Origin of the sequence: Dryocola baronae (assembly GCF_051297175.1) — a bacterium.
Classification (GTDB): Bacteria; Pseudomonadota; Gammaproteobacteria; order Enterobacterales; family Enterobacteriaceae; genus Dryocola.
Window position 1 is genome coordinate 140,196 of record NZ_JBINNY010000001.1, and the last position, 22,588, is coordinate 162,783.

Annotated in this window: 14 protein-coding genes, 3 tRNA genes, 3 rRNA genes and 1 riboswitch; of the genes, 15 read left to right on the forward strand and 5 right to left on the reverse strand. The window is 53.0% G+C overall.

Annotation, left to right across the window (positions count from 1 at the left end; translation table 11 throughout):
• Positions 1–16: 16 nt before the first annotated feature.
• Both ACSPHG_RS00660 and argH read left to right on the forward strand, forming a co-directional pair.
• Positions 17–1,234 carry an argininosuccinate synthase gene (locus ACSPHG_RS00660; RefSeq protein WP_435951562.1) on the forward strand — a complete coding sequence of 406 codons (1,218 nt, stop codon included), beginning with the start codon at positions 17–19 and terminating at the stop codon, positions 1,232–1,234.
• A 67-nt stretch (positions 1,235–1,301) separates the two neighbouring features.
• Positions 1,302–2,675: an argininosuccinate lyase gene (gene argH, locus ACSPHG_RS00665; protein WP_435951563.1), complete on the forward strand. Its 1,374-nt coding sequence runs from the start codon at positions 1,302–1,304 to the stop codon at positions 2,673–2,675.
• Between the two features lie 72 nt (positions 2,676–2,747).
• Here argH and ACSPHG_RS00670 read toward each other — a convergent pair whose 3' ends face one another.
• On the reverse strand, positions 2,748–5,267 hold the full coding sequence (locus tag ACSPHG_RS00670) for a carbohydrate-binding protein (RefSeq protein WP_435951564.1): 2,520 nt from the start codon (positions 5,265–5,267) through the stop codon (positions 2,748–2,750).
• A gap of 457 nt (positions 5,268–5,724) precedes the next feature.
• On the opposite strand from ACSPHG_RS00670, the gene oxyR reads away from it, so the two are divergent.
• Positions 5,725–6,642 (forward strand): DNA-binding transcriptional regulator OxyR, encoded by a 918-nt coding sequence (oxyR, locus tag ACSPHG_RS00675; RefSeq protein ID WP_435951565.1) that lies wholly within the window; start codon positions 5,725–5,727, stop codon positions 6,640–6,642.
• Here oxyR and sthA read toward each other — a convergent pair.
• Positions 6,625–8,025: a Si-specific NAD(P)(+) transhydrogenase gene (sthA, locus tag ACSPHG_RS00680; RefSeq protein ID WP_435951566.1), complete on the reverse strand. Its 1,401-nt coding sequence runs from the start codon at positions 8,023–8,025 to the stop codon at positions 6,625–6,627. The genes oxyR and sthA overlap by 18 nt on opposite strands.
• A gap of 193 nt (positions 8,026–8,218) precedes the next feature.
• Here sthA and fabR point away from each other — a divergent pair, with 193 nt between their 5' ends.
• Together fabR and ACSPHG_RS00690 are read left to right on the forward strand one after the other, a co-directional pair.
• Positions 8,219–8,863: an HTH-type transcriptional repressor FabR gene (gene fabR, locus ACSPHG_RS00685; RefSeq protein ID WP_271125441.1), complete on the forward strand. Its 645-nt coding sequence runs from the start codon at positions 8,219–8,221 to the stop codon at positions 8,861–8,863.
• A gap of 10 nt (positions 8,864–8,873) precedes the next feature.
• A complete protein-coding gene (locus tag ACSPHG_RS00690; RefSeq protein WP_435951567.1) occupies positions 8,874–9,230 on the forward strand; it encodes a YijD family membrane protein in 357 nt (118 codons plus the stop codon).
• 48 nt (positions 9,231–9,278) lie between these two features.
• Here the strand turns inward: ACSPHG_RS00690 and trmA are convergent, their stop codons facing one another.
• Positions 9,279–10,379, reverse strand: a complete 1,101-nt coding sequence (trmA, locus tag ACSPHG_RS00695) for a tRNA (uridine(54)-C5)-methyltransferase TrmA (RefSeq protein WP_435951568.1) — start codon at positions 10,377–10,379, stop codon at positions 9,279–9,281.
• 120 nt (positions 10,380–10,499) lie between these two features.
• Positions 10,500–10,684, forward strand: a riboswitch (cobalamin riboswitch).
• A 70-nt stretch (positions 10,685–10,754) separates the two neighbouring features.
• Here trmA and btuB point away from each other — a divergent pair.
• The 8 genes from btuB to ACSPHG_RS00735 all read left to right on the forward strand — a co-directional run bounded on the left by btuB (position 10,755) and on the right by ACSPHG_RS00735 (position 19,132).
• On the forward strand, positions 10,755–12,626 hold the full coding sequence (gene btuB / locus ACSPHG_RS00700; RefSeq protein ID WP_435955916.1) for a TonB-dependent vitamin B12 receptor BtuB: 1,872 nt from the start codon (positions 10,755–10,757) through the stop codon (positions 12,624–12,626).
• Complete coding sequence (murI, locus tag ACSPHG_RS00705) at positions 12,571–13,452, forward strand: glutamate racemase (RefSeq protein WP_435951569.1); 882 nt, start codon at positions 12,571–12,573, stop codon at positions 13,450–13,452. The genes btuB and murI overlap by 56 nt, the downstream gene beginning before the upstream one ends.
• A gap of 366 nt (positions 13,453–13,818) precedes the next feature.
• Positions 13,819–15,360 (forward strand): 16S ribosomal RNA (locus ACSPHG_RS00710).
• An 85-nt stretch (positions 15,361–15,445) separates the two neighbouring features.
• Positions 15,446–15,521, forward strand: a tRNA-Glu gene (locus tag ACSPHG_RS00715).
• Positions 15,522–15,742: 221 nt separating this feature from the next.
• Positions 15,743–18,650 (forward strand): 23S ribosomal RNA (locus tag ACSPHG_RS00720).
• Between the two features lie 105 nt (positions 18,651–18,755).
• A 5S ribosomal RNA gene (rrf, locus tag ACSPHG_RS00725) occupies positions 18,756–18,871 on the forward strand.
• The 16S, 23S and 5S rRNA genes sit together here with 3 tRNA genes alongside, the layout of an rRNA operon.
• A gap of 53 nt (positions 18,872–18,924) precedes the next feature.
• Positions 18,925–19,001, forward strand: a tRNA-Asp gene (locus ACSPHG_RS00730).
• A 55-nt stretch (positions 19,002–19,056) separates the two neighbouring features.
• Positions 19,057–19,132, forward strand: a tRNA-Trp gene (locus ACSPHG_RS00735).
• Between the two features lie 80 nt (positions 19,133–19,212).
• Here ACSPHG_RS00735 and hdfR read toward each other — a convergent pair.
• Positions 19,213–20,037 (reverse strand): HTH-type transcriptional regulator HdfR, encoded by an 825-nt coding sequence (hdfR, locus tag ACSPHG_RS00740; RefSeq protein ID WP_435951570.1) that lies wholly within the window; start codon positions 20,035–20,037, stop codon positions 19,213–19,215.
• A gap of 119 nt (positions 20,038–20,156) precedes the next feature.
• Between hdfR and ACSPHG_RS00745 the strand changes: the two genes are divergently transcribed.
• A complete protein-coding gene (locus ACSPHG_RS00745) occupies positions 20,157–20,495 on the forward strand; it encodes a MaoP family protein (protein WP_435951571.1) in 339 nt (112 codons plus the stop codon).
• 27 nt (positions 20,496–20,522) lie between these two features.
• Here ACSPHG_RS00745 and ACSPHG_RS00750 read toward each other — a convergent pair whose 3' ends face one another.
• Positions 20,523–22,043 carry a YifB family Mg chelatase-like AAA ATPase gene (locus ACSPHG_RS00750; RefSeq protein WP_435951572.1) on the reverse strand — a complete coding sequence of 507 codons (1,521 nt, stop codon included), beginning with the start codon at positions 22,041–22,043 and terminating at the stop codon, positions 20,523–20,525.
• A gap of 351 nt (positions 22,044–22,394) precedes the next feature.
• Between ACSPHG_RS00750 and ilvL the strand changes: the two genes are divergently transcribed.
• A complete protein-coding gene (ilvL, locus tag ACSPHG_RS00755) occupies positions 22,395–22,493 on the forward strand; it encodes an ilv operon leader peptide (RefSeq protein WP_071530467.1) in 99 nt (32 codons plus the stop codon).
• The last annotated feature ends 95 nt before the right edge of the window (positions 22,494–22,588 follow it).

The window sequence follows — 22,588 nt, forward strand, 5'->3', positions numbered from 1 at the left end:
TTTGAAGGAAAAGACAATGCAAAATCACGGCATCAAAAAAATCGTTCTGGCTTACTCTGGCGGCCTTGATACCTCTGCCATCATTCCATGGCTGAAAGAAAACTACGGCGGCTGCGAAGTGGTCGCCTGCGTGGTGGATATCGGCCAGGATCGTGACGATCTGAAAGGCGTCGAGCAGAAGGCCCTGCGCTCTGGCGCAACCGAATGCTATGTAGTGGATGCGCGTGAAGAGTTCATCAGCGACTACGTTTACCCGGTGCTGCAAACCGGCGCGCTGTATGAAGGCAGCTATTTGCTGGGCACTTCGATGGCTCGTCCGCTGATCGCCAAAGCGCTGGTGGACGTGGCAAATAAAGTCGGCGCGGACGCGCTGTGCCACGGCGCGACGGGCAAAGGCAACGACCAGGTGCGTTTCGAATCCGCCTGGGCCGCGCTTGCTCCGCATCTTAAAGTGGTTGCGCCATGGCGTGAGTGGGATCTGCGTTCCCGTGAAGCGCTGCTCGACTACTTGAAAGAGCGTGATATCCCGACGACCGCATCGCTTGAAAAAATCTACAGCCGTGATGAAAACGCCTGGCACATCTCTACCGAAGGCGGCGTGCTGGAAAGCCCGTGGAACGCGCCGAACAAAGACTGCTGGGTCTGGACCGTCGATCCGCAGGAAGCGCCAGACCAGGCCGAGCAGGTGACTGTTACCGTTAAACAGGGCAAAGTGGTTGCCGTGAATGGCGAAACCATGAGCCCGTTCAAGTGCCTGGAAACCCTGAACGCCATCGGTTCTAAGCACGGCATTGGCCGTATCGATATCGTTGAAAACCGCCTGGTGGGCATCAAGTCCCGCGGCTGCTACGAAACCCCAGGGGGCACCATCATGATGGCCGCGCTGCGTGGCGTTGAACAGCTGGTGCTGGACCGTGATAGCTTCAAATGGCGTGAGCAGCTGGGCCTGGAAATGTCGTACGTGGTTTACGATGGCCGCTGGTTTGCGCCGCTGCGTAAATCCCTGCAGGCTTCCGCAGAATCTTTGGCTGAAGAAGTGAACGGTGAAGTGGTGTTGCAGCTCTACAAAGGCCAGGTGACGGCGATTCAGAAGAAATCCCCGAACAGCCTGTACAGCGAAGAGTTTGCGACCTTCGGCGAAGACGAAGTGTATGACCACAGCCACGCGGGCGGCTTTATCCGTCTGTTCTCGCTGTCATCACGTATTCGCGCGTTGAACGAGTTGAAGAAGTAATTTTTACCCTCACCCTAACCCTCTCCCATCGGGAGAGGGGATAAATTGAAATTAATGGAGCACGACTATGGCACTTTGGGGCGGACGTTTTACTCAGGCAGCAGACCAGCGGTTCAAACAGTTCAATGATTCATTGCGCTTTGACTACCGACTGGCTGAACAAGACATCGTGGGTTCTGTCGCCTGGTCCAAAGCGCTGGTTACCGTTGGTGTTCTGACGCAGGCTGAACAGCTGGAGCTTGAGCAGGCGCTGAACGTGCTGCTTGAGGAAGTTCAGGCTAACCCGCAGGCGATACTTGCGAGCGACGCGGAAGATATTCACAGCTGGGTGGAAGGCAAGCTCATCGATAAAGTGGGCGCGCTGGGGAAAAAGCTCCACACTGGCCGTAGCCGTAACGATCAGGTCGCCACCGACCTGAAGCTGTGGTGCAAGGCGCAAATTAGCGAGCTGCTGGGCGCAACGCGTCAACTGCAGCAGGCGCTGGTGGACACCGCCGAGAATAATCAGGATGCGGTGATGCCGGGTTATACCCATTTACAGCGCGCGCAGCCGGTGACTTTTGCGCACTGGTGCCTGGCGTACGTTGAGATGCTGGCGCGTGACGAAAGCCGTTTGCAGAGCACGCTGGAACGCCTGGACGTTAGCCCGCTGGGCAGCGGCGCGCTGGCGGGCACGGCGTATGAAATCGATCGCGAGCAGCTGGCGGGCTGGTTAGGCTTTGCTTCCGCCACCCGCAACAGCCTGGACAGCGTGTCCGACCGCGATCACGTGCTTGAGCTGCTTTCCGATGCCTCTATCGGCATGGTTCACCTGTCGCGCTTTGCCGAAGATCTGATCTTCTTTAACACCGGCGAGGCGAACTTCGTTGAGCTGTCCGACCGCGTGACCTCCGGTTCTTCCCTGATGCCGCAGAAGAAAAACCCGGACGCGCTGGAGCTGATTCGCGGCAAGTGTGGCCGCGTGCAGGGCGCGCTGACCGGCATGATGATGACGTTAAAAGGCCTGCCGTTGGCGTACAACAAAGACATGCAGGAAGATAAAGAAGGGCTGTTCGACGCGCTGGACACCTGGCTCGACTGCCTGCATATGTCCGTGCTGGTGCTGGACGGGATTCAGGTAAAACGCCCGCGCTGTAAAGAAGCCGCGGAGCAGGGCTATGCTAACGCCACCGAGCTGGCGGATTATCTGGTCGCCAAGGGCGTGCCGTTCCGCGAAGCGCACCATATCGTCGGTGAGGCGGTAGTTGAGGCAATTCATCAGGGAAAAGCGCTGGAAGCCCTGACGCTTGCCGATCTGCAGAAGTTCAGCCCGGTGATTGGCGATGACGTTTACGCCATTTTGTCCCTGCAGTCCTGCCTTGATAAACGTGCAGCAATTGGCGGCGTGTCGCCGAAGCAGGTTGCGCTGGCAATTGCTGATGCAAAACAGCGCCTGATTTAACGCGCCGCTAAGATTAAAAACCCCAGCAGCCTTTGGCTACTGGGGTTTTATTATGGCGATGGCAAAACTGTTTTAAAGAATTGAAGCGCCCGTTTGAATCATCCCAGCGGTCAACGTCACTTCGCTAATTGTCGTTTGAATGCCGTTACAGTAGCGATAAAGGCGAATTTTATCCCCGGCCTTCAATGCCTGATTCCAGGTCCCTGTTACGGTGCCTTCTGCGGAATTAGCGGTTTTTTTGCCCCCGTTGCTTATAGCATTTGACTGGCTCTTACCCACCGTTTTGCCATTTACCTGCACCGAATAGTTTTTATTCGTCGCTTTATGGGCCGCTTCGGAAAGGGTCAGCGCTATCGCTTTTCCGCCGTTTGCAATCTTCAGGTCTTTTAACTCCTGCGAAATGACGGTAGCGGCGTTGGCCGTTCCGGCAAGCACGTTGCTGGTGACGGTAATAGTTTCTAAAGGCGTCTGCTTACCATTTGAGTAATTGCTCAGGTGAATTTTGTCTCCGGCCTTGAGAGTGTTATTCCAGGTACAGATCACCGCATCGTTTGCTGCATCCGCCGTTTTTTGGGCGGCGTTCGAACAGCTGTTGCTCTGGCTTTTGCCGATGAATTTATCATTGAGATAAATGGAATAGTTCATGTTACCGGCTTTGTGTGCCTGGCTGCTTAACGTCAGTTCGGTTTGCACCTTGCCGTTACGCTTCACGACGTTGAAGCCTTTTAACGAGGCGATGACGGGGTTAGAGATAGTCGCGGCGGTAGCGGTGTCGCTTTTTGAGTCATCGCCTTTTGAGCCATCGCTTTGAGGTTCATCGCTTTGAGCGCCATCGTGGGTAAACGGAGCGAAAATTTTGCTGTAGGCGTAAGTCGGTGCCTGCTGTGTGGTCATACCGCTATGCTCAGGGCTGACCTGTTTTGCGACGCCCGGCTGGTCACGCGCCATAGACCAGATGCCTATCATCCCCAGATCGCGCTTCACGGCGTCTTCCATCACCAGTTTGGCATCGGACTGATAGAAGACTTCGCCCTGCACGTCGTTATAACCGATCATTGGCGTTGTGCCGATCATGGCGTTGATTTGCTTATCGGACTTCGCAGGCCAGATGGCTTTAAGCTGCTTAAACATGTTATCGACGGCAGAGGTCGCGCATTTGCCGTGGATATTTTGCCCTTCGGTGCCGTCAGAGCGGCAGACGGCGTTACCGTAGTCCATGGTCATGACGTTTACACCGGCGAGTTCAACGCCCGCGTCGCGTGCATTTTCCAGCACGTAAATCCCTTCATGAGTCAGACCGGTTGGCAAAATGGGCAAGGTGTACCAGATACCGACCTTGCGGCCTTCTTGTTTCCACTGATCCTGAACGGCTTTTACCGCGCGGTTTCGACGCTGGATAGATTCGCTATCGGAAACCCATGTGCCTTCGATATCGAAGTCCAGCACGTTCAGATTCAGGTTATCAACGATATCGTGATAAAGCTGCTGCAGGTCGACATCGTTTTTACAGGCGGCGGCCAGCGGGTAGTTGTTTGCGCCACCGATGGACAGCATGATGTCGCCGCCAACGTCACGCAGGGCTTTGATTTTGCTGTACTGCGCATAATCTTGCAGGTTGTAGGCGGTGCCCCAGGTAGGAATGCACTGCTCTGCGCTTTTCGCCACGACGAAGGCCATGGTGAAGTGGGTAATGTTTTGTTCGGTGGCCAGTTTTGCCAGGTCCGGAATGGAATTCAGGCTGAAATCGACATAAGGCGCGTAAACATGGGCGGGCCACGGGTTTTTAGGCGTGCCGACGCGTTCTTTGGTGCCCGTCCAGTCGGTGTAGATAGCCCAGCGGTTGGCATCCGTTGGAGAGACGGCGCGAACTTTTAAGGTGGAAACGTAAACCTGGCCCTGGAACTGAATTAAAGAACCAGCGGCATAGGTTGTGGTGGCACTGAAATAAGGCGCGGCATTAAGCTGCGCCTGGCTGTATTCAACCACCGCGCCTAATGGTTTCCACGGTCTGCCATTATTGCTCTGTGGATTTTGGTTTGCAGGATCGGCTGGATTATTTCCTGCCGTATAGAAAAGCGCTTCGTAGGATTGTCCGTTTGCTTTAACGATATCGCCTTTATTATAAATTTTTGACGCGCTCCAGGCCGCGACCGGAATATAGCGCTGCCACGGGTTATCAATTCCTGGAGTGAATGAATTGGCGGGAATGTTGCTTTTTGCCTGATAGGTTATCTTTTCGAAAGTAATAATGTCGCCGGAAACATAGTCTTTGTCGCTGCTAAACACTTCGTGTGCGGACTGACCGGAGCCGCTGGTCGCATCACAGCTTTGCGGATTGCCATATTGCTTTATTTCCGCAGCGGTGGCCGCCCGTACGTAGCGCCAGGGATTGTTTGCCACGTCATTATTGGCTTCGCCTGGGCAGTTATCAGCGGCAACCCACCACGCGTTGCTATAAACCTTGCCGTCATAAATAACCTGTACCGTATCTCCTCCCGTTTGCCCACGCCATGCATCAAGCGCCCAGACACTAGAGGCACAGCCCAGCAAACCCAGTGCAAATAAAGACCGGGAAATATTATTTAATTTCATCGAGATTCCTTCCTGCTCATTGAAGTTGATATATAAATGTGTAATAGCGAGCGGATATTATTGAGCCGTGCGCAGAGGGATATCAACTAACTTAAAAATTAACCTTGGCTTAAAGTTTAAATAAGCATATTGAACATATTTAATATATGAGGATGTGGTAAAAACGCGCCCAGGGAAAATAATCTTGCAGGATAGATTCGATTTACAGTAGCAGGGATTTGTAGGTCGAGAGCAAAAAAAAGCGGACATCAAGTCCGCTAAAAATTCACGTTGGCTTTCATAGTTAGTCATATCAGAGATCAAGGTAGTCTCTACAGTAGAACCGCCGCTTCATGGGTAATGTGAAGGACCGTTCGTGCTGTTGATGGCTATTATTAACTTTCTTTCTTGATAGGGATAATCGTTCGTTGCTATGCTATCTATCGCCATGGGCTATCATGGCGCTGGAGGATAGATAATGAATATTCGTGATCTTGAATACCTGGTGGCGTTAGCTGAACATCGCCATTTTCGTCGGGCAGCGGATGCCTGTCACGTTAGCCAGCCAACCCTGAGCGGCCAAATCCGCAAGCTGGAAGATGAGCTGGGCGTCATGCTGCTGGAACGTACCAGCCGCAAAGTATTGTTCACGCAGGCGGGTTTGCTGTTGGTCGATCAGGCCCGTACCGTGCTGCGCGAAGTCAAAGTTCTTAAAGAGATGGCGAGCCAGCAGGGCGAGGCGATGTCCGGGCCGCTGCATATTGGCCTCATCCCAACCGTCGGCCCTTATCTGCTGCCGCAGATTATCCCGATGCTGCACAAAACCTTCCCAAAACTGGAAATGTACCTGCATGAAGCGCAGACCCATCAGCTGTTAGCGCAGCTTGATAGCGGCAAGCTCGACTGTGCGATTCTGGCGCTGGTGAAAGAGAGCGAAGCTTTTATTGAGGTGCCGCTGTTTGATGAGCCTATGGTGCTGGCGGTTTATCAGGATCATCCATGGGCCAATCGTGACCGCGTGCCGCTGTCAGACCTGGCGGGTGAAAAGCTGTTGATGCTGGAAGACGGGCACTGCCTGCGCGATCAGGCGCTGGGCTTCTGCTTTGAAGCGGGTGCCGACGAAGACACGCATTTCCGCGCAACCAGTCTTGAGACGCTGCGTAATATGGTCGCTGCGGGCAGCGGCATTACGTTGCTTCCGGCGCTGGCCGTGCCGAACGAACGCGAACGCGACGGCGTGGTTTATCTTCCATGCTACAAACCAGAACCGCGCCGTACGGTCGGCCTGGTTTATCGTCCGGGTTCACCGCTGCGCAGCCGCTATGAGCAGCTGGCAGAGGCCGTCCGCACGCAGATGGACGGCCATTTCGAAACCGCGTTAAAACAGGCGGTTTAAGCCGTTTAGCGCCGCTACCCGATAGGCTTCCGCCATGGTCGGGTAGTTAAAGGTGGTGTTAACGAAGTACTCAATGGTGTTACCGCCACCTTTCTGCTCCATTATCGCCTGGCCGATGTGAATGATTTCCGCCGCGCGCTCACCAAAGCAGTGGATGCCTAAAATCTCTTTCGTCTCGCGATGGAAGAGTATTTTTAGCGTGCCCACGTTCATGCCAACGATTTGCGCGCGAGCCAGGTGTTTAAACTGCGCGCGGCCCACTTCGTATGGCACTTTCATCGACGTTAGCTGCTGCTCGGTTTTCCCCACGGAGCTGATTTCCGGAATGGTGTAGATCCCGGTCGGGATATCTTCAATCAGGTGCGCGGTTGCTTCGCCTTTGACCAGCGCCTGCGCCGCAATGCGGCCCTGATCGTAAGCCGCAGAGGCAAGGCTTGGGTAACCAATAACATCGCCCACCGCATAGATGTGCGGCAGCGCCGTCTGGTACATGCTGTTGACCTTCAGCAGGCCGCGTCCGTCGGCTTCAAGACCCACGTTTTCCAACGACAGCGAATCGGTGTTACCGGTACGACCGTTGGCATAAAGCAGGCAGTCGGCTTTCACTTTCTTGCCGGACTTCAGCGAGACGATCACGCCGTCTTCCACGCCTTCAATGCTCTCGAACTCTTCGTTGTGGCGGATAACGACGCCGCTGTTCCAGAAGTGGTAGGAAAGTGAATCTGACATTTCCTGATCGAGGAACGCCAGCAGGCGGTCGCGGGTGTTAATCAGGTCCACCTTGACGTTCATGCCGCGGAAGATAGACGCGTACTCGCAGCCAATCACGCCTGCGCCGTAAATAATGACGTGGCGCGGCTCGTGGTGCAGGTTAAGAATGGAGTCGCTGTCGTACACGCGCGGGTGGCTGAAATCAACTTCCGGCGGGCGGTAAGGCCGCGAGCCGCAGGCAATCACAAACTTGTCAGCGGTAATCATTTCGACCGAGCCGTCGTGGCATTCCAGCGCGATGGTGTGTTCATCAACAAATCTTGCGTCGCCCTGCAGCATTTCGCAGCGGTTGCGCTCGTAAAAGCTTTGGCGCATGCGGGTTTGCTGGTTAATCACGCTGTCAGCATGGTTAAGGATATCGGCAAATGAGGAACGGAGAAGGTGGGTGTGGTCGCTGTATAACGGGTTTTGGTTGAATTCAATAATACGGCTAACGGCGTGGCGGAGCGCTTTGGAAGGAATGGTGCCCCAGTGGGTACAACCGCCGCCGACGTTGTGGTAGCGCTCTATCACCGCTACCCGTGCGCCGAGCTTAACCAGCCCCATTGCAGCGCCTTCGCCGCCCGGGCCGGAACCAATTACAACTGCATCATAATCGTAGGTGTGTGGCATGGTAAGGCTTACCTGTTCTTATACATAAAAGCAACATGATGGTAACATCATCGGCGGTATAACCCAATTATCCCTGTGCTTTTTCCTTTTTTACGCGGCCCGGCTCCCGTAAACAATCATTCACAATCCTGTTTAAAAGCGGTAGCGTTAGAGTCTGATATAGTGCCAGTTCGGTTTGAGGGATTCAGGCAAAATGATGGGTGTAAGAGCGCAACAAAAAGAAAGAACCAGGCGTTCTCTGGTTGAAGCCGCGTTTAGCCAGCTAAGTGCTGAACGGAGTTTCGCCAGCCTCAGTTTGCGAGAGGTTGCTCGTGAGGCAGGGATTGCACCGACGTCGTTTTATCGCCACTTCCGCGATGTTGATGAACTGGGCCTGACCATGGTTGATGAAAGCGGTCTGATGCTGCGCCAGCTAATGCGCCAGGCTCGCCAGCGTATTGCCAAAGGCGGGAGCGTTATCCGCACCTCCGTTTCAACATTTATGGAATTTATCGGTAATAACCCCAACGCTTTTCGCTTATTACTGCGCGAGCGTTCCGGCACGTCCGCCGCTTTTCGTGCCGCCGTGGCCCGCGAAATACAGCATTTTATTGCGGAACTTGCCGACTATTTAGAACTCGAAAATCGCATGCCGCGCAGCTTTACCGAAGCGCAGGCAGAAGCCATGGTAACGATTGTTTTTAGTGCCGGTGCGGAAGCGCTCGACGTCGATCCCGATCAGCGTCGTCAGCTCGAAGAGCGCCTGGTGTTGCAGCTGCGCATGATCTCGAAAGGGGCGTATTACTGGTATCGCCGGGAGCAAGAAAAGATGTCGCTGGCTCAATTATCCGAAGAGTAAAGGACGAGCAATGAAACAGTTACAAGAGAGAGGTACGCTGGTGCTGGCGTTTATCGCCGGGCTGTCGATTAACGGTAGCTTTGCCGCGCTGTTCAGCTCGGTGGTGCCGTTCTCCATTTTCCCGCTTATTGCATTGGTGCTGACGGTTTATTGCCTGCATCAACGTTATCAAAACCGAACGATGCCGGTAGGGTTGCCGAGCCTTGCCGCAGCCTGCTTCGTGCTTGGCGTGCTGCTTTATAGCGCAGTGGCGCGTGCCGAGTACCCGGCGATGGGATCTAACTTCCTGCCTTCGGTGCTGTCCGTGGCGCTGCTGTTCTGGATCGGCATTAAGATCCGTGCCCGTAAGGCGCAGCTGACGGACTAAGTCCCGCAGACTGGACAAAAAACAACGGACGCCTCGGCGTCCGTTTTGCTATTTGCGCGTTAACCACACGCCGCATTCCATATGGTGCGTATAGGGGAACTGGTCGAAGAGCGCCAGGCGCGACACTTCGTGCGTCTGGGTCAGCGTTTCGAGGTTTTCGCACAGCGTTTGTGGATTGCAGGAGATATAAAGGATGCGCGGATAGGCCTGCACCATTTTCACCGTGTCGGCATCCAGCCCGCTGCGCGGCGGATCGACAAATATCGTCTCGCACTGGTAGCTTTTCAGATCGATGCCCTTCAGGCGATTAAATTCGCGCACGCCGTTCATCGCCTGGGTAAATTCTTCCGCCGCCATACGGATGATTTGCACGTTTTCGATGTGGTTGGCCGCAATGTTGTACTGCGCCGCCGCCACGGACGGTTTCGCGATTTCCGTTGCCAGCACGCGGTTGAAGTTGCGCGCCAGCGCCAGCGAAAAGTTACCGTTACCGCAGTACAGCTCCAGCAGATCGCCGCTGGAGTTTTTCGTCGCATCCAGCGCCCATTCAAGCATCTGGACGTTCATCGCCGCGTTTGGCTGGGTGAAGCTGTTTTCGACCTGACGGTAAATCATCTCTTTGCCCGCTACCTGCAGCCGTTCGTCGATGAAATCTTGATCCAGCTCGATTTTAGTTTTGGTGGCGCGGCCAATCAGGTGGACGTTAAAACCACGGGCGCGCAGGCTGTCGCGCAGGGCTTCGGCATGTTCCTTCCACTCTTCATCAAGCTTGCGGTGATAAAGCAGCGAAACGACGGCCTGGTTGCTGAGCGTGGTCAGGTAGTCGATCTGGAATAGCTTATGGCGCAGAGCAGGGACGTCGCGCACGCCGTCCAGCATCGCGGGCATCAGGTCGTTTATCAGCGAGCTTGCCGCCGGGAAGCTGTTGACGCGAATGCGCTGCTTAGTCTGCTGGTCGAACATGATGTGGTAGAGATCGCCCTCGTCGTGCCAGATGCGGAATTCTGCACGCATGCGGTAATGGCTGACAGGTGAACGGAACACCTCCGGTGCCGGCGCGGCAAATGGGGCCATCATGCTCTGCAAGCGGGCGACTTTTTCATCCAGCTGCGCGTCGTACTGATCGATAGGGAGATGTTCGGGGGTCATAGGCGGCTACCTGTTAATAGAAGTCAAACTACGCGGCGATTTTAGGGAATAGCCCCGCGATGTCCAGTCTCTTTGACCGTGGAAGTGCAACTGGAAGTCTGGACATCTATAACGCGATAACTGTAGCATGCGCTCTCCGGCCTCCTGAGAGTTAAAAGGGAACCCAGTGCAATTCTGGGGCTGACGCGCAGCGGTAAGGAAGAGTGGGATGAAAGCGAAACGCAGACACTGCTGAAATTCAGTGGGAAGTCCTCATCCATAAAACACCTCCAAGCCCGAAGACCTGCCGGTTTACGTCGCAATTGGCATAGCTATCGCGTGCTATCGGTTATGCCTGCGGCATCCTTGTTTGAAAAGCGGATGCTTATATAAATGATGATAAAAAAAGTTTCGCTGTTTACGGCGCTTTCCGTAACGGCGTTTTCTGGCTGGGCGCAGGACAGCAATTCTGACGATACTCTGGTGGTGACGGCGAACCGTTTCCAACAACCTGTTAATACCGTTTTGGCACCAACTGACGTGGTGACGCGCCAGGATATCGACAAATGGCAGGCGAAAACGCTTAACGACGTGATGCGCCGTTTGCCGGGCGTGGATATCGCCCAGTACGGCGGCATGGGGCAGGGTTCTTCAATGCTCATTCGCGGTACGAATGCCAGTCACGTTCTGGTGCTGGTGGATGGCGTACCCGTTGCGCGTCCCGGCATTTCCAATACTGCCGACTTTAATCAAATCCCCCTTTCTTTGGTTCAGCGCGTTGAATTTATCCGCGGCCCGCGTTCGGCCGTTTATGGCTCCGGCGCGATTGGCGGGGTTATTAACGTCATTACCCATTCTGACGAAGAAAAATCGCAAATCACTACGGGCGTTGGTTCAAGAGGTTTCCAGCAGTATGATGGCACGCTGCGCCAGCGCTTTGGGGATACCGTGGCGACGGTTGCCGGATCTTATGAATCCACTAAAGGCTTCAACGTTCAGCCACATTCCACCTATAGCGGCGATAACGACCGCGACGGTTCGCGTAAAAAGACCTTCTGGGGCGGCGTGGAACATCAGTTTAACGACGAGTTCGACGGTTTCTTCCGTGGGCGTAGCTATACCAACAATATTGATTACGACCTGGGAAGCCCGCCGTACACGCCAGCCTACAGCGCCGACGAAGAGCAGCTTTATAATCAGAGCTACGATGCGGGGATGCGTTTTCACTCCGGCATTTACTCTTCGCAGCTGATTGCCAGCTACCAGAAGGTGAAGGACTACAACTACAGCAGCGAGTACGGACGCTATAACACCGGCACTACGCTCGATCGCATGACGCAGCGTAATGTTCAATGGGGTAATAACCTCGCTGTTGGCCAGGGTTCCATCAGCGCGGGCGTCGACTGGCAACAGCAGCGCCTGACCTCGTCCGATACCGTTCTTAGCGATACTTATAAACGCGATAACACGGGTTTGTATCTGAGCGGTCAGCAGCAGTTCGGCGATGTAACGCTTGAAGCCTCCGGGCGCGAAGACCACGACGAGCAGTTCGGCTGGCACGGCACCTGGCAGACTGCGGCCGGCTGGGAGTTTGTCGAAGGCTATCGTGCAACGGTTTCTTACGGCACGGGCTTCCTTGCGCCGTCGCTTGGGCAGCAGTTTGGCTCAACCCGCTTTGGTATTGCCTCCAACCCGAATCTGAAACCTGAAGAATCCAGACAGTGGGAAGCTGGGCTTGAAGGTCTGACCGGCCCGCTGGACTGGCGCTTGTCAGCCTATCGCTACAAGATCGAAAATCTGATCACCTATTATTCCGACCCGGTTACGTTCGATGGTGCTTATGACAACATCGACTCTGCGACTATCAAAGGGCTGGAGTGGACGGGGAGCGTTGATACCGGCATCTTTACGCATAAAGTTACGCTGCAATACATCGATCCGCGTAATGACCAGAATGACGAAGTGCTGGCTCGGCGCGCGAAACGCCAGGCGAAATACCAGCTCGACTGGACAATGTTCAACGTTGATATGGATGTGGCGTGGCAGTATTACGGCAAGCGCTACGACAACAACACTTCTGCTTATAACAACACTCAGCAAATTTTGCCGAGTTACAGCACGGTTGACGTTGCAGCATCATATCCAGTCACCTCTCACCTGACCGTTCGTGGTAGAATCGCCAACCTGTTTGATAAAGATTATGAGACGGTTTATGGCTATCAAACCCCAGGACGGGAATACTACCTCTCTGGCAGCTATACCTTCTGATGCACGCCCTACGGTACTGGTGTTCGATTCCGGTGTCGGGGGCCTTTCAGTCTATAATGAGGTTCGGCAGCTTTTGCCGGACCTGCATTACATCTATGCCTTCGATAACGTAGCTTTCCCCTACGGCGAAAAGAGCGAAGAGTTTATCGTTGAGCGCGTGGTCGATATTGTTACCGCCGTTCAGGAACGTTATCCCCTCGCACTTGCCATTATTGCGTGTAACACCGCAAGCACGGTTTCCCTTCCTGCTTTACGCGAAAAGTTCGTCTTCCCTGTCGTTGGCGTCGTGCCCGCCATTAAACCTGCTGCCCGTATGACGGCAAATGGAATTGTTGGCCTGCTCGCAACGCGCGGTACGGTACGTCGTCCTTATACTCACGAACTCGTGGCGCGCTTTGCTACGGAATGCAAAATCGAAATGCTGGGGTCAGCCGAGCTGGTGGAGCTGGCTGAGGCGAAGCTGCATGGCGAACCTGTCCCCCTCGACGAGCTGCGTAAGATCCTGCGCCCTTGGCTGCGTATGAAAGAGCCGCCGGACACGGTCGTGCTGGGCTGTACTCACTTCCCTCTATTACAGGAAGAGCTTCTGCAGGTCCTTCCTGAAGGCACGCGCCTTATCGATTCCGGGGCGGCGATTGCTCGGCGGACAGCATGGCTTTTAGAACATGAAGCGCCAGAGGCGTTTTCTGCGGATGAGAATATTGCGTACTGCATGGCTTTTACCCCAGAAACCGCACAGTTAATGCCGGTTCTAGAGCGTTATGGCTTCTCAAAGCTCGAAAAACTGCCTGTTTGCAGTGGTTTTGCACAAAAAAGCGACGCTTGAAAAGAAATTGCAAATTAGGGGTTGTCAGCCTCCGAAAAATCCCTATACTGCGCCTCCACTGACACGGCACAACGGCTTACAAACCGGCCCGTCAGTCAGACGAAAGCGAAAATAAACGCTTGACTCTGAAAGAGGAAAGCGTAATATACGCCACCTCGAGTTACCCGGCGAAAGCGGCTAACTCACTGCTCTTTAACAATTTATCAGACAATCTGTGTGGGCACTCGCAGAATTGATATCTCAGTACCTTCGGGTACAAAAAAATATCAAGTCTTGAAGAGTGACCAAGCAGTAATTCATTTAGTTGAATTATTACGAAAGTTAATTTTTGAGCACCGCTTCACGAGTTGAAGCAAATCAAGCTTTTAATTGAAGAGTTTGATCATGGCTCAGATTGAACGCTGGCGGCAGGCCTAACACATGCAAGTCGAGCGGCAGCGGAAAGTAGCTTGCTACTTTGCCGGCGAGCGGCGGACGGGTGAGTAATGTCTGGGAAACTGCCTGATGGAGGGGGATAACTACTGGAAACGGTAGCTAATACCGCATAACGTCGCAAGACCAAAGAGGGGGACCTTCGGGCCTCTTGCCATCAGATGTGCCCAGATGGGATTAGCTAGTAGGTGGGGTAATGGCTCACCTAGGCGACGATCCCTAGCTGGTCTGAGAGGATGACCAGCCACACTGGAACTGAGACACGGTCCAGACTCCTACGGGAGGCAGCAGTGGGGAATATTGCACAATGGGCGCAAGCCTGATGCAGCCATGCCGCGTGTATGAAGAAGGCCTTCGGGTTGTAAAGTACTTTCAGCGAGGAGGAAGGCATTGTGGTTAATAACCGCAGTGATTGACGTTACTCGCAGAAGAAGCACCGGCTAACTCCGTGCCAGCAGCCGCGGTAATACGGAGGGTGCAAGCGTTAATCGGAATTACTGGGCGTAAAGCGCACGCAGGCGGTTTGTTAAGTCAGATGTGAAATCCCCGGGCTCAACCTGGGAACTGCATTTGAAACTGGCAAGCTTGAGTCTTGTAGAGGGGGGTAGAATTCCAGGTGTAGCGGTGAAATGCGTAGAGATCTGGAGGAATACCGGTGGCGAAGGCGGCCCCCTGGACAAAGACTGACGCTCAGGTGCGAAAGCGTGGGGAGCAAACAGGATTAGATACCCTGGTAGTCCACGCCGTAAACGATGTCGACTTGGAGGTTGTTCCCTTGAGGAGTGGCTTCCGGAGCTAACGCGTTAAGTCGACCGCCTGGGGAGTACGGCCGCAAGGTTAAAACTCAAATGAATTGACGGGGGCCCGCACAAGCGGTGGAGCATGTGGTTTAATTCGATGCAACGCGAAGAACCTTACCTACTCTTGACATCCACAGAATTCGGTAGAGATACCTTAGTGCCTTCGGGAACTGTGAGACAGGTGCTGCATGGCTGTCGTCAGCTCGTGTTGTGAAATGTTGGGTTAAGTCCCGCAACGAGCGCAACCCTTATCCTTTGTTGCCAGCGGTTCGGCCGGGAACTCAAAGGAGACTGCCAGTGATAAACTGGAGGAAGGTGGGGATGACGTCAAGTCATCATGGCCCTTACGAGTAGGGCTACACACGTGCTACAATGGCGCATACAAAGAGAAGCGACCTCGCGAGAGCAAGCGGACCTCATAAAGTGCGTCGTAGTCCGGATCGGAGTCTGCAACTCGACTCCGTGAAGTCGGAATCGCTAGTAATCGTGGATCAGAATGCCACGGTGAATACGTTCCCGGGCCTTGTACACACCGCCCGTCACACCATGGGAGTGGGTTGCAAAAGAAGTAGGTAGCTTAACCTTCGGGAGGGCGCTTACCACTTTGTGATTCATGACTGGGGTGAAGTCGTAACAAGGTAACCGTAGGGGAACCTGCGGTTGGATCACCTCCTTACCTAATAGATACAACCCGCGTAGTGCTCACACAGATTGTCTGATAGATGTAAAGAAGCAAGGCGTCTTGCGATTGAGACTTCAGTGTCCCCTTCGTCTAGAGGCCCAGGACACCGCCCTTTCACGGCGGTAACAGGGGTTCGAATCCCCTAGGGGACGCCACTTGCTGGTTTGTGAGTGAAAGTCGCCGACCTCAATATCTCAAAACTGACTCTGTGGAGTTATGTTTGAGATATTTGCTCTTTAAAAATCCGGAACAAGCTGAAAATTGAAACGACATGTCGTCTCATTCCTCCGTAATAAGGAATGGGAATACGATATGTTCGAGTCTCTCAAATTTTCACAACGTCGATTGTGTCTTACGAGACACCTTCGGGTTGTGAGGTTAAGCGACTAAGCGTACACGGTGGATGCCCTGGCAGTCAGAGGCGATGAAGGACGTGCTAATCTGCGATAAGCGTCGGTAAGGTGATATGAACCGTTATAACCGGCGATTTCCGAATGGGGAAACCCAGTGTGATTCGTCACACTATCGTTAAGCCAATACATAACTTAACGAAGCGAACCGGGGGAACTGAAACATCTAAGTACCCCGAGGAAAAGAAATCAACCGAGATTCCCCCAGTAGCGGCGAGCGAACGGGGAGCAGCCCAGAACCTGAATCAGTTTGTGTGTTAGTGGAAGCGTCTGGAAAGTCGCAGGGTACAGGGTGATACTCCCGTACACTAAAATGCACATTCTGTGAGTTCGAAGAGTAGGGCGGGACACGTGGTATCCTGTCTGAATATGGGGGGACCATCCTCCAAGGCTAAATACTCCTGACTGACCGATAGTGAACCAGTACCGTGAGGGAAAGGCGAAAAGAACCCCGGCGAGGGGAGTGAAACAGAACCTGAAACCGTGTACGTACAAGCAGTGGGAGCCTCATTTATGGGGTGACTGCGTACCTTTTGTATAATGGGTCAGCGACTTATATTCTGTAGCAAGGTTAACCGTATAGGGGAGCCGCAGGGAAACCGAGTCTTAACTGGGCGTTAAGTTGCAGGGTATAGACCCGAAACCCGGTGATCTAGCCATGGGCAGGTTGAAGGTTGGGTAACACTAACTGGAGGACCGAACCGACTAATGTTGAAAAATTAGCGGATGACTTGTGGCTGGGGGTGAAAGGCCAATCAAACCGGGAGATAGCTGGTTCTCCCCGAAAGCTATTTAGGTAGCGCCTCGTGAACTCATCTTCGGGGGTAGAGCACTGTTTCGGCTAGGGGGCCATCCCGGCTTACCAACCCGATGCAAACTACGAATACCGAAGAATGTTATCACGGGAGACACACGGCGGGTGCTAACGTCCGTCGTGAAGAGGGAAACAACCCAGACCGCCAGCTAAGGTCCCAAAGTCATGGTTAAGTGGGAAACGATGTGGGAAGGCACAGACAGCCAGGATGTTGGCTTAGAAGCAGCCATCATTTAAAGAAAGCGTAATAGCTCACTGGTCGAGTCGGCCTGCGCGGAAGATGTAACGGGGCTAAACCATGCACCGAAGCTGCGGCAGCGACACTATGTGTTGTTGGGTAGGGGAGCGTTCTGTAAGCCGTCGAAGGTGAACTGTGAGGTTTGCTGGAGGTATCAGAAGTGCGAATGCTGACATAAGTAACGATAAAGCGGGTGAAAAGCCCGCTCGCCGGAAGACCAAGGGTTCCTGTCCAACGTTAATCGGGGCAGGGTGAGTCGACCCCTAAGGCGAGGCCGAAAGGCGTAGTCGATGGGAAACAGGTTAATATTCCTGTACTCGGTGTTACTGCGAAGGGGGGACGGAGAAGGCTATGTTAGCCGGGCGACGGTTGTCCCGGTTTAAGCATGTAGGCGGAGAGTTTAGGTAAATCCGGACTCTTATTAAACGCTGAGGTGTAATGACGAGGCACTACGGTGCTGAAGTAACAAATGCCCTGCTTCCAGGAAAAGCCTCTAAGCATCAGGTAACATCAAATCGTACCCCAAACCGACACAGGTGGTCAGGTAGAGAATACCAAGGCGCTTGAGAGAACTCGGGTGAAGGAACTAGGCAAAATGGTGCCGTAACTTCGGGAGAAGGCACGCTGTCGTTAGGTGAAGCGATTTACTCGTGGAGCTGAAGGCAGTCGAAGATACCAGCTGGCTGCAACTGTTTATTAAAAACACAGCACTGTGCAAACACGAAAGTGGACGTATACGGTGTGACGCCTGCCCGGTGCCGGAAGGTTAATTGATGGGGTCAGCCGCAAGGCGAAGCTCTTGATCGAAGCCCCGGTAAACGGCGGCCGTAACTATAACGGTCCTAAGGTAGCGAAATTCCTTGTCGGGTAAGTTCCGACCTGCACGAATGGCGTAATGATGGCCAGGCTGTCTCCACCCGAGACTCAGTGAAATTGAACTCGCTGTGAAGATGCAGTGTACCCGCGGCAAGACGGAAAGACCCCGTGAACCTTTACTATAGCTTGACACTGAACACTGGTCCTTGATGTGTAGGATAGGTGGGAGGCTTTGAAGCGTGGACGCCAGTCTGCGTGGAGCCAACCTTGAAATACCACCCTTTAATGGCTGGTGTTCTAACGTAGACCCGTTATCCGGGTTGCGGACAGTGTCTGGTGGGTAGTTTGACTGGGGCGGTCTCCTCCTAAAGCGTAACGGAGGAGCACGAAGGTTAGCTAATCACGGTCGGACATCGTGAGGTTAGTGCAAAGGCATAAGCTAGCTTGACTGCGAGAGTGACGGCTCGAGCAGGTGCGAAAGCAGGTCTTAGTGATCCGGTGGTTCTGAATGGAAGGGCCATCGCTCAACGGATAAAAGGTACTCCGGGGATAACAGGCTGATACCGCCCAAGAGTTCATATCGACGGCGGTGTTTGGCACCTCGATGTCGGCTCATCACATCCTGGGGCTGAAGTAGGTCCCAAGGGTATGGCTGTTCGCCATTTAAAGTGGTACGCGAGCTGGGTTTAGAACGTCGTGAGACAGTTCGGTCCCTATCTGCCGTGGGCGCTGGAGAATTGAGGGGGGCTGCTCCTAGTACGAGAGGACCGGAGTGGACGCATCACTGGTGTTCGGGTTGTCATGCCAATGGCATTGCCCGGTAGCTAAATGCGGAAGAGATAAGCGCTGAAAGCATCTAAGCGCGAAACTTGCCCCGAGATGAATTCTCCCTGACTCCCTGAGAGTCCTGAAGGAACGTTGAAGACTACGACGTTGATAGGCTGGGTGTGTAAGCGTAGCGATACGTTGAGCTAACCAGTACTAATGATCCGTGAGGCTTAACCTTACAACACCGAAGGTGTTTTGGTGAGAGAGACGATATAATTTTCAGCTGGTCCGAGATTAAATCAATGGTTACGTGGATAACGTAACGGTTGATAGACAGAATATGCCTGGCGGCACTAGCGCGGTGGTCCCACCTGACCCCATGCCGAACTCAGAAGTGAAACGCCGTAGCGCCGATGGTAGTGTGGGGTCTCCCCATGCGAGAGTAGGGAACTGCCAGGCTCTAAATTCAGAAGTAAAACCGGAGTAAAATCTGGTGCTGTAAGAAATTCGGTGGAGCGGTAGTTCAGTCGGTTAGAATACCTGCCTGTCACGCAGGGGGTCGCGGGTTCGAGTCCCGTCCGTTCCGCCACTTATTAGAAAGATTAAGCCTGCTATATTAGCGGGCTTAATAATAAGCGTTCTTTAGGGGCGTAGCTCAGTTGGTAGAGCACCGGTCTCCAAAACCGGGTGTCGCGAGTTCGAGTCTCTCCGCCCCTGCCATATAATGATCCTTTGCTTCGGCAAAGGATTTTTTTTTGCCTAAAATTCCTCGAAAGCCCATCTAATACTATGGAAGCGCATTACTGCGCTATCAGCTGTATCTTCAATAAGTCTTTGATCGTGCTATTTTTATCGCTGTTCTGAAGCCAAATTGCATACAGTGGACGAGCAAGCATTTTAGTTTCCGCAAGTTGCCAAATTCCTTCCTGTTTCTTCGCCCATTCAACCGGCAAAAATGCATATCCATTGAGCTCTTTGAGCAGGTTATGAGCAATCTGAGCCGAGCTTGTTGTCAGAATAGGTATGTCATCGTTGCTGATTAGACCGGCTTCATGCTGTTGGAAGTCAGGCCCCCATTCCAAGCGTAAATAAGTTAGGTCGTCTTTAGTTTTTTGCTGTGTCGAAGCAAAGAGAGCCAGGTTGAAATGGCCAAGGAGCTGGTTTGAAAATTCGTCCATCTTAGGGGCTTCAGTGGTGATTAATAAATCTAGCTGGCGCTCGTGCAGCTGTTTTACCAGCGACTGACGTTGTGCAATACGTGCTTCAAACTGCATGCCGCTATGCTGCTGATAAAGCGTGATAAGCCAATCTGAAAGCATGCACTCCCATAGAGAAGCGCTTGCTCCGATGGTGAGCTGGTTATGCTGAGAGGTTTGTGAAACGTCTTTCTTGGCAGCAAGCCAAATGCTCATAAGATTTTCAGCATAGGGAAGGAGGCGTTCCCCTGCCGTGGTGAGGCGTATGTTATTGCGGTGCCTCGTAAAAAGATTTACACCGAGTTGATTCTCAAGCTGGCGAATACGAAAACTGACGGCAGACTGAGTCAAATAAAGCGCCTCAGCCGCCCGACCAAAATGGCGGGTCCTGCTTACTTCTAAAAAGGTTTTCAGTAATTCGGTATCCACAACGCGCTCCCAAAAAAAATTTGTCGTTATGATTTAAATGTTTTGTTTGACGCTCTGTCAAGCGTAACTAATACTCCGCGCCATAAATAGCTCGGCCAAGAGAATTAGGAGCGTGTAGGATGGCGGAAAGCTTTACGACGACTAATCGGTTTTTCGACAATAAACATTATCCGCGCGGGTTCGCTCGCCATGGTGATTTCACCATCAAAGAGGCACAGTTACTGGAGCGTCATGGTTATGCGTTCAATGAACTGGATCTCGGCAAGCGTGAGCCTGGTACTGAAGAAGAAGTGCTGTTTGTAGCAGTATGCCGTGGTGAGCGTGAGCCAGTCACTGAAGCCGAACGTGTATGGAGTAAGTACATGACGCGCATCAAGCGTCCGAAACGCTTCCATACCCTCTCCGGTGGCAAACCGCAGATGGATACGGTGGAAGATTTTACCGACAGCGATGATTAAAAAATTTGGGGCGAAAGCCCCATTTTTTTATCCTGCAAGCTGCTGTAAATGTATCAGTAAACGATCTATTGCGCGGTAGCTAAGCGCTTCCAGAAGATGTTCCCGCCGGATTTTATCCTCCTGATGAATATCAGCGATTGTCCTGGCCACTTTGAGCAGCCGTTGCCAAGCTCGTATTGAGAGGCCAAGCTTTACTAACGTTTCTTCAAGCCATATCGCATCAGCTTGTTCAATCGCGCAATGTTCGCGGATCTCATGATTATCGAGTCGAGCATTAAGCTTTTGCTGGCGCTTGTACTGCCGTAGCTGGGTTTGAATGACCCTCTCTCTAACTACCGTACTGCTTTCACTATTAAGGCTGGGATTGCTGAGCATTCCAGAAGGAGGAAGGGGGATCTCAACGGACAGATCAAAGCGGTCCAGGAAAGGGCCAGAAAGCCGGCTTAAATAACGAAGCGATTGTTCTGGGCTGCAGCGGTTGTGTTTACCTTGATAATGCCCTGTCGGGCTGGGATTCATCGCTGCCAGTAATTGAAACTGCGCGGGATAACTAATTTTGGCGCGGGTCCGTGAAATATGAATCTCTCCTGATTCGATAGGCTCACGCAAAGCGTCCAAAACACGACGTTCAAATTCCGGAAGTTCATCAAGAAACAGCACGCCATTATGTGCGAGGGAGATTTCCCCCGGGCGAGGAATGGCGCCTCCGCCCACCATCGCCGTCAGTGATGCGCTGTGATGAGGTGCCCTGAATGGACGCTGGCGCCATTTTTTCTGCAGATCGTGGGGATTGATGAGGCTGAGAATTGCTGCGCTGTCGAGAGCTTCAGCATCGCTTAAAGGCGCTAAGAGCGTGGTTAACCGACTCGCTAACATCGTTTTACCCGTTCCCGGCGGCCCGATAAGCAAAAGATTGTGTCCTCCTGCTGCGGTTATCTCCAGCGCCCGCTTCCCCTGTGGCTGACCAAATATCTCATTCAGGTCTTGTCCATTTTCTGCATGCGATTCTTGTTGCCGGACAGGAGGGCAAAGCTCACCTTTGCCCTCAAGAAACGCGCATACCTGGGTAAGATGATTGGCGATAAGGCAGCCCGACTGTTTAATTAATCCTACCTCGCTGGCATTTTCCTCCGCGACAACGATCCCCCGGCCTGCTTTTAATGCTTCCATCGCTGAGGAGATAGCGCCTGGGACGCCGCGTAATGCTCCTGTAAGGGCTAGTTCACCAACAAACTCGTAATGGTCCAGCGTATCCCTTGAAAGTTGCTCAGAGGCGGCGAGCAGAGCTAATGCTATAGGTAAATCGTATCTTCCTCCTTCCTTAGGAAGATCCGCGGGCGCGAGGTTGATAGTGATCTTTCGGGCAGGAAAGGTATAGCCGCTATTTATGATGGCGCTACGGACTCGATCTCTTGCCTCCCTGACGGTTGTTTCCGGCAACCCGACCAGCGTTAGCCCCGGCAATCCCTGGCTAATATGCACCTCAACGGTGACAAGAGGGGCGGCGATCCCTAACGCTGCTCTAGTATTAATAACGGCCAGTGACATATTCCCTCCTTAGATGTCGAGCAAGCCTGGCAGCTAACCAAACCGCCATGAAGCAGGAAAAGGTGAATAGTCGAGGCCTCTTCCAGCCTTTCAACATTTTTTTCAGCGTTGCGCTAATTTTTGGAAGGAATATTCCGAAGTATAAATTTTACCTGTCACGTACAAGATTCATGGAAAATCATCGAGCGATGAATTTTTTTCACCATTCTCTTATTCACTGAAAATAAATGCTTTTTACTTTTTTCACTTTTAAATATCTCATCGCGGTCATAAAAAAATCTTGTGCCTTTCCCGATCTCTGTGATAACTCTGTAGGCATTACTTCGAACTAGACGTTAGAACATACAGAAAATGACAGCCCTTCTACGAGTGATTAGCCTGGTCGTGATTAGCGTGGTGGTGATTATTATCCCACCGTGCGGGGCTGCACTTGGAGAAAGAAAGGCTTAAAAATCAAGCCTGAATCGAAAAGAACCCCCGCACCGAAAGGTCCGGGGGTTTTTTGTTGGGCAGAGAACAGCAAATGAGAAACGGCTCAAGCATTG